We start from the raw sequence: 6,874 nt of genomic DNA on the forward strand, positions 1-6,874 counted from the left end.
GGTGTATTCGACGACGTTAAGCCTCTGCTTATTGGTGCGTGCTTACACCCTGACGATATGAGCGCGCGTGACGAGCTAGTGAACATGAGTGTTACGCTTAATAGCCAGCTCGTAGCGCAACTAGAAGCCGGTCGCGATCGTCTTCTTGAGCTTAATGCCTCGGGTGAAGGCCGCGTAGAACAACTGCTTGAAGACATTATTACCCTTGATAGCGAACAAGATTTGTCGCGCTTTATGGGTCGCGTATTCGATGCTATTGGTGTTCAGCAGGACGAAAAAGGCAATGACTGCTTTATTCTTATGCCAACTGAATCGATGGTGAGCCAGCTTCCAGGTCTTGACCCAGAAGGCATGACGGTTACTTACAAGCGCCGTGTAGCCACCACGCTAGAAAACGTACAGTTTTTAAGTTGGGATCATCCACTTGTGCATACCGCCATGGACGTAGTACTCACCGACGTACACGGAAAGAGCAGCATGGGCTTCATTGCCGAGCCGTCTTTGCCAAAAGGCGCTTATTGGGTTGAGGCGTTGTTTGTGCTGCAGGCGCAAGCGCCTAAAGCGCTTCAGTTGGGTCGCTTCTTACCTCAAACGCCCGTGCGAGTGTGTTTAGATGCGCAAGGAAACCCGTCTGAATTAAGCTTCGACGTTAAGCGTAAAATTGGACGTAAGATCTCGGCTCAGCTTCTAAAAGCCTTGCAACAGCCGCTTGAGCTTGCCATTGAAAAGGCGCGTAAACTTGCCCATCAGCAAGCTAACCAAAAGCAACACGATGCACTTAACAGCATGCACAGCACGCTTAACGAAGAAATACAGCGCTTGCGAGATCTTCAAAAGCGTAACCCAGCAGTACGTGACAGCGAAATTGAGTTTATTGAAACGCAAATGAACGCCCTTGATAAAGTTATTCAGGATGCAGATGTTCAGCTGGACGCCATTCGTATTGTGGTAAATAACCCGTAACCTCGAAAGGTTAAACATTCAAAAGCGACTGTGAAGTAACGAGTACATAATGGCGAACCCAAGTTTTGTTTATAACCCACCGATGACACCTTATCTTGATATTTTGTATCAAGATGAGGACATGGTGGTTGCGCATAAACCTAGCGGGCTATTGAGCGTTCCGGGCAAAGCATTGGAGCACCGCGACTCGCTAATTAGCCGGGTGAACCGAGTGTATCCCACCGCCACAGTAGTGCATCGCTTAGACATGGCGACTTCGGGTATTTTGGTGCTGGCGCTTAATAAAGATAGTCATCGCCATATCTCGAAACAGTTTGAGTTACGTCAAACTAAAAAGCGCTACTTCGCCCGAGTTCATGGACATGTAGAACAAGACAGCGGAGAGGTTAACCTTCCCCTTATTTGCGACTGGCCAAACAGGCCAAAGCAAATGGTAGACTTCGAGCGCGGTAAAAAAGCCGTAACGCACTTTGACGTCATTGAGCGCACACTGGATGAAAAAGAGCGACCCTATTCTCTCGTTGCCCTTTATCCCATTACCGGTCGCTCTCACCAACTGCGAGTACATATGCTTGCTTTGGGTCACCCTATTTTGGGAGATAGACTCTATGCGCATGAAGAAGCGTTATCCATGGCGCCTCGTTTACAGCTTCATGCTGAAAGCTTGAGTCTTTCGCACCCGACACTTGGGCATTGGCTGCACTTTAATGTCGCCATCCCTTTTAGTCCGTTTTGCCCAAAGCCGCTCTCAGAAAGTTTTGAGTAGCGTTTTAACGCTATTCAACTTTATCAATAGACTCCATTTTAGTTTTAACGCACCCTGCCGATAACCTTCGTATAACGCTTGATGTACGAATTAATTTGATGCTGTCCAAGCTGAATAGATCCAGATTAAGGTAAAGGCAAACCACATTTTATGAAAAGGCACGCTCTCCTTTTAACATTTGCTGTTATTGTTTCGCTATTGCCTATGACAGCTCACTGTGACTTTTTCACAGATGTTAGTCACGCCTATCTGCCTGGAGAAGTGAAACCTTTGATGATTGGAGAAGTTGAATCCCCAATTATTGAAATTGAAGCGCAAACACCATTACCTTTGGGTGTGGCTATCATACTCACAGAGCCTTTTCCCTCTAGCCTTACGCTCGCGCAGGGAAATAGCCTTGCCAACATGCTTGCAGAAAAAGGCTGGAATGTAGTGATAAGTCCGTTTAATTTGCCGGTCAATGTCACGTCCCAGCAGAACCTACCTGCTGAATCTACAAACACCGACATGTCAGACTCTGAAACTACGTCTATGTCAGCCCAAAATATCCACCCCAGAAGTAATCAACTTACGCAGTATCTCAATTTTGAATCAGCAACTTCAGCGCTGAGGGTACAACTCAATGCATTGAATAATTATTTACAAGACAATTCAGGCTACCGTATGGTCATTGCACAAGGCATGCTGGCCACAACTTACTTGTCCGTCGTAGAGCAACAGCCTCAACTTCATCCAGACACTTTCGTAGCCATTTCACCTTTTTGGCCAGAAGAATCAACGAACACATTAGTTATAGATAATATAGCGCAGTCCAGCTTTCCAATATTGGATCTGTCACTAAGTGGATTTAACGACTGGGCGAACAGTACCACGCAAAAGCGAAAGATTAGCGCAAAAAACGCACTAAAGATGCACTATCGGCAAATAATTATTCCCAGCAATTTATTAGCCTTTAGTATAAAGGAGTTTCAGAAATCCCCTCATATTCAGATAGTTGCAAATAGCACTATTGGTTGGACTCGCCACCTAGGCTGGTAATTCGATAATTAACCGATTACGCTAAATTAGTATCCAAAACAATTACCTAAATTTAATGGTGTAAATAGCAAGCCTCTGTCCTAAGCAGTAAGATTGTTATGAACTATAATACTTTTAGCAAACATAAACGGTTGAGTTACTTGTGAGTGTTCAAGATTTCGTAGATAACAAAGCAAAGCAGCTGTGTTTCTATTTGAGAGCATTTTGGCAAGGAGAGCTTCCTATCGAGGAGATCGAGCTATTCTTTTGGGATAGTATGGAAGAATGGGGGCAAATTGATTACACCTTAACGCAGCCCTACACACAAAAAGAACGGGTTTTTTGGCATTTACTTCACCAAGTGCATTATTGGAATGAAGATAAGCTAATTAACGACCAGTTTCTTGTAGATGAACTAAATAACTGCGTGAATTTCCTTGAAGGTTTGGGTCATTGCCCACTCGACTGCGTAGGCATTCGTCCATAGTAAAATTTTCACTTCAACGCGTTATTGCTTCTCACTGTGGTTCATGGCTCAATATGCTTTTGTATTCTTGCCTAAGGCCGCAGTTTTGCTCAACGCTTTAAAAACGTTTAACGACAAACGATACCTCAGTATATTTCTTTTCGGCATTTCCAGTGGCTTCCCTTGGATCATGATTGGTTCAGTGCTATCTGCTTGGCTCAAAGATGAAGGTTTGTCTCGCTCGGCCATCGGCTTATTCGGCATTATTTTCGCGACATACTCTTTTAATTTCCTCTGGTCTCCGCTTGTCGACAAAATCAAGCCCCCACTATTAGGTCAACGACGAGGTTGGATTTTCGCTATGCAAGGCTGTGTAGTTTTGCTGTGTTTAGTGATGTCTCAACTCACTGCAGACCAAGATTTGTTTTATGTTGCATTAATCGGCTTGCTTATTGCTATTGCCTCAGCCACGCAAGATATCGCCATCGATGGTTTTCGCATTGACTGTATTGCCCAAGACGACAAAGACGGCATGTCAGCTGCGTCTTCAGTAGCCACCGCTGGCTGGTGGACAGGGTATGGCGGGCTTGGTGCTATCCCGTTCTTCTTGGCTGACATGACATCTTGGACTTGGCCAAACATTTATCTTTTACTCGGTGCTCTCATGGCTTTATTAATGTGCGCCACGTATTTAGCGAACGAGCCACAAATTGACCGCGAAGCCTTGCTTGAAAAGATAACAGCCAAAGACACAAAGCAGTCTCCCGTTTTTCACTGGATACAAACTACTCTGGTCACGCCATTCGCCGAATTTTTTAATCGAAACGGCGTTAAATTAGCGGCGTCGTTTTTACTGTTTATCTTTCTATTTAAAATCGGTGAAGCCTTTCTAGGCCGCATGAGTATCGTGTTTTATAAAGAAATTGGCTTTTCTAATAGCGATATCGCTACTTACTCAAAATTGCTCAACTGGTGGGTAACCATTGTGTTTTCACTGTTAGGTGGATTGGTTAACATTCGCTACGGTATTTACCGCGGATTAATGATTGCGGGTGTGGCCATGGCCGCGTCTAACTTACTATTTGCACTGATCGCGCAAACAGGCCCTTCCACATCTCTTTTAGCCATAACCGTTATTGTCGATGGCTTTACAGGGGCTTGGAGCACCGTTGCCATGGTCGCGTTTATCTCACTATTGTGTAATCGGGCGTTTAGTGCAACCCAATACGCACTCATGGCCTCCCTGAGTGTTGCGGGCAGAACCTTGGTCGCTTCTAGCAGCGGCTTTGTTGTAGATAGTCTTGAAGGCAATTGGAGCTTGTTCTTTATTCTCACAGCAGTCATGGTAATTCCCAGCCTTTGCTTTTTGTATTCAATTAGGCACCACATAAAGCGCGTTGAGTCACCGTAATTTTTTTCTACTTCCTTGCAAGTTAGCGTTAGTTGCCTACATTTAAGGTAGGTATCTCTACCGCATATTACTTGCAAGGATGAACGTGAGCTCAAACCAGGCTGGCCAGTCGCAGCGCAAATCATCATCAATTTCGCGGACATTCACTTTTTCAAAAGTGAGTGTTACAGCACTGTTGATCGCTATGGTTGTTATTGCGGTTTTAATCGCGCTGATGAGCAAGCAACAAGCACTCATAACAGCCTTAAAGCAGCAGAGTTATTTAGAGGATAATATTCTTGCCACAGAGTCTAGTATCAATCAATTTACGTTTCGGATGGAAAGCAGCGCGTTTTCTGGACCCGCGAATTACACTATTTTAAAGCGCGAGCTACAGGTCACCGTTCAAGGTATATCTGAATACCTTCGCAGTAGTGCAGGCCAAGCAATCTCGCCCACAGTCTTATCCGAAAGAGACTTTGCAATAGCAAAAGAAGGATTGAATAGCGCGTCTGCACGGCAGGTCGCGCAAACCACACTAGATTTACTTCATACTCTTATTGAGTTGCCGATAGCCGACGCAACTCAACGTATTCAACAGCAATTTAGCCTGCTGCCTATGGTCAATGCCATGCAGGCGGAAGAAAACGCGTTGTTACTGCGTATTCAGGCGTTGCGCAATAAGATGCTTCTCACTACTATTTTGGGCGCAGTCGTCATTGTACTTTGGTATTTTATTGCATGGCTTTTTAACAAAAGTAACGCAAACAAGTCGCCTAAAAAGTTTGGTAAATCGAAGTTGAGACTTGCCATGGTGGATGACAATAGAGATTTACAAAACAAAGAGTTTTTGCAGCTGATTAGCCATGAATTCAGAGCGCCAATAAGTGCAATTATCAGTGCTCTTGAACTTATTCCTAACATGGAAGAACAGCGTACCAGACTAATTCAGCAAGCTGAACAATCCAGCTATCGACTTCTTAATCTTACCAACAACCTTACCGATGTATTAACCAATAACACTGAAGACGATCTGCACTTTTCAGATGTCGACCTAATCAGCTTGCTCGACGAATGTATCTCGCCGTTTTCTGTACGCGTAAAAGACAAAAAAATCGAATTTAACATGCACTGTAGTCACAGTGTGCCCCATTACGCAGAAACGGATCCTGTCGCCCTTTCTAAAGTAGTAGTTAACATTCTTGATAACGCCGTTAAATTTACGGCTAATGGACTGATCGACGTCACCGTTACAACCTTGGTGAAAAACCAAGGGATTTTTCTCGTTATTATAATTAGTGATACTGGAATAGGAATTGATGAGGCGACGCAAAAGCGCATGTTTGAACGCTTCTATCGCGGCGAACACTCAACTGGCCAACGCTTCCCAGGGGCAGGAATTGGCTTGTCTGTAGCTAAACGCAGCGTTGATAAGCTGGGCGGTGCACTACAGGTAACCAGTACAGTTGGAGTTGGTACAGAGTTTAAAATTTTACTGCCTCTGAAACCTATTGAGGACCTTCCCGCTACAAATTCAGCACCGTCTAATGCGACCTTCGCCGTAGTTGACGATTTAGAGATATCTAGGCTGCATTTACAGTCAATTATTACCAAAGAGGGCTTTAGCGCACGCACGTTTTCATCTGGTGCGAACTTGCTCAATCTGCACGAAGAAATACTCCAGTTTTCAGGCATTATTGCAGATTTGTATATGCCGGGCATGAATGGTCTTGAACTAGTGAGGACGCTTAAGGCGATTTTTGGTGAACGGGTACCGCCCGTTATTGTGTTATCAGCAACACCAGATATTGCCAACATTATTGCAAACAGTGAACTACCCATCTATCAAAGTTTTGTTAAACCCATCGATAGAAACCGCTTTGTAGATGCGCTCCATCACCTTACAGCAAGTAACGCAAGAGTTGTTGAAACAACAAAAAAGGCCAACGTGTTACTGGTAGAAGACGAGCCCATTAATGCAGAAATGGTGGGGTATATGCTGCAATGTATGGGTCACGAAGTTACCGTGAGTTACACCGGTGACGACGCTATTATTAGAGTGAGTGAAAATGCGTTTGACTGTGTACTGCTGGATATCAACTTACCAGATATCAATGGCTTGGAAGTCGCTAAAATAATGAAAGAAGGTCACCCTGACCTTCCAATCATCGCCCTTACGGCGTATGCTCACAGTAGGGATATTGTTGGGTCGCTGCAGGCAGGTATTCGATTCCACTTAGTGAAGCGTGTTACCTTTGAAGAGCTCAAATAC

Annotated in this window: 5 protein-coding genes and 1 pseudogene; all 6 read left to right on the forward strand. The window is 44.5% G+C overall.

Annotation, left to right across the window (positions count from 1 at the left end):
* Nucleotides 1–963 (forward strand): annotated as a pseudogene (locus QVA83_RS08245) (RNA polymerase-associated protein RapA); the annotation flags it as partial.
* 49 nt (nt 964–1,012) lie between these two features.
* Entirely contained in the window at nt 1,013–1,729 is a 717-nt protein-coding gene (gene rluA / locus QVA83_RS08250) for a bifunctional tRNA pseudouridine(32) synthase/23S rRNA pseudouridine(746) synthase RluA (RefSeq protein WP_014948190.1), read from the forward strand.
* 150 nt (nt 1,730–1,879) lie between these two features.
* A complete protein-coding gene (locus QVA83_RS08255; RefSeq protein ID WP_156077862.1) occupies nt 1,880–2,767 on the forward strand; it encodes a DUF3530 family protein in 888 nt (295 codons plus the stop codon).
* Nucleotides 2,768–2,909: 142 nt separating this feature from the next.
* Complete coding sequence (locus QVA83_RS08260) at nt 2,910–3,233, forward strand: hypothetical protein (RefSeq protein WP_014948188.1); 324 nt, start codon at nt 2,910–2,912, stop codon at nt 3,231–3,233.
* Nucleotides 3,234–3,276: 43 nt separating this feature from the next.
* A complete protein-coding gene (locus QVA83_RS08265) occupies nt 3,277–4,623 on the forward strand; it encodes an AmpG family muropeptide MFS transporter (RefSeq protein WP_101563445.1) in 1,347 nt (448 codons plus the stop codon).
* A gap of 85 nt (nt 4,624–4,708) precedes the next feature.
* Nucleotides 4,709–6,874 (forward strand): hybrid sensor histidine kinase/response regulator (locus QVA83_RS08270; protein ID WP_287498341.1); only part of this gene is annotated, 2,166 nt, incomplete at its 3' end.

Source organism: Alteromonas sp. AO-Serp (assembly GCF_017849675.1).
GTDB classification, from domain to species: Bacteria; Pseudomonadota; Gammaproteobacteria; order Enterobacterales; family Alteromonadaceae; genus Alteromonas; species Alteromonas macleodii.

Coding starts and splice junctions, on each gene's coding strand:
- rluA (WP_014948190.1), top strand. CDS start 1,013: ATGGCGAACCCAAGTTTTGTTTATAACCCACCGATGACACCTTATCTT.
- QVA83_RS08255 (WP_156077862.1), top strand. CDS start 1,880: ATGAAAAGGCACGCTCTCCTTTTAACATTTGCTGTTATTGTTTCGCTA.
- QVA83_RS08265 (WP_101563445.1), top strand. CDS start 3,277: ATGGCTCAATATGCTTTTGTATTCTTGCCTAAGGCCGCAGTTTTGCTC.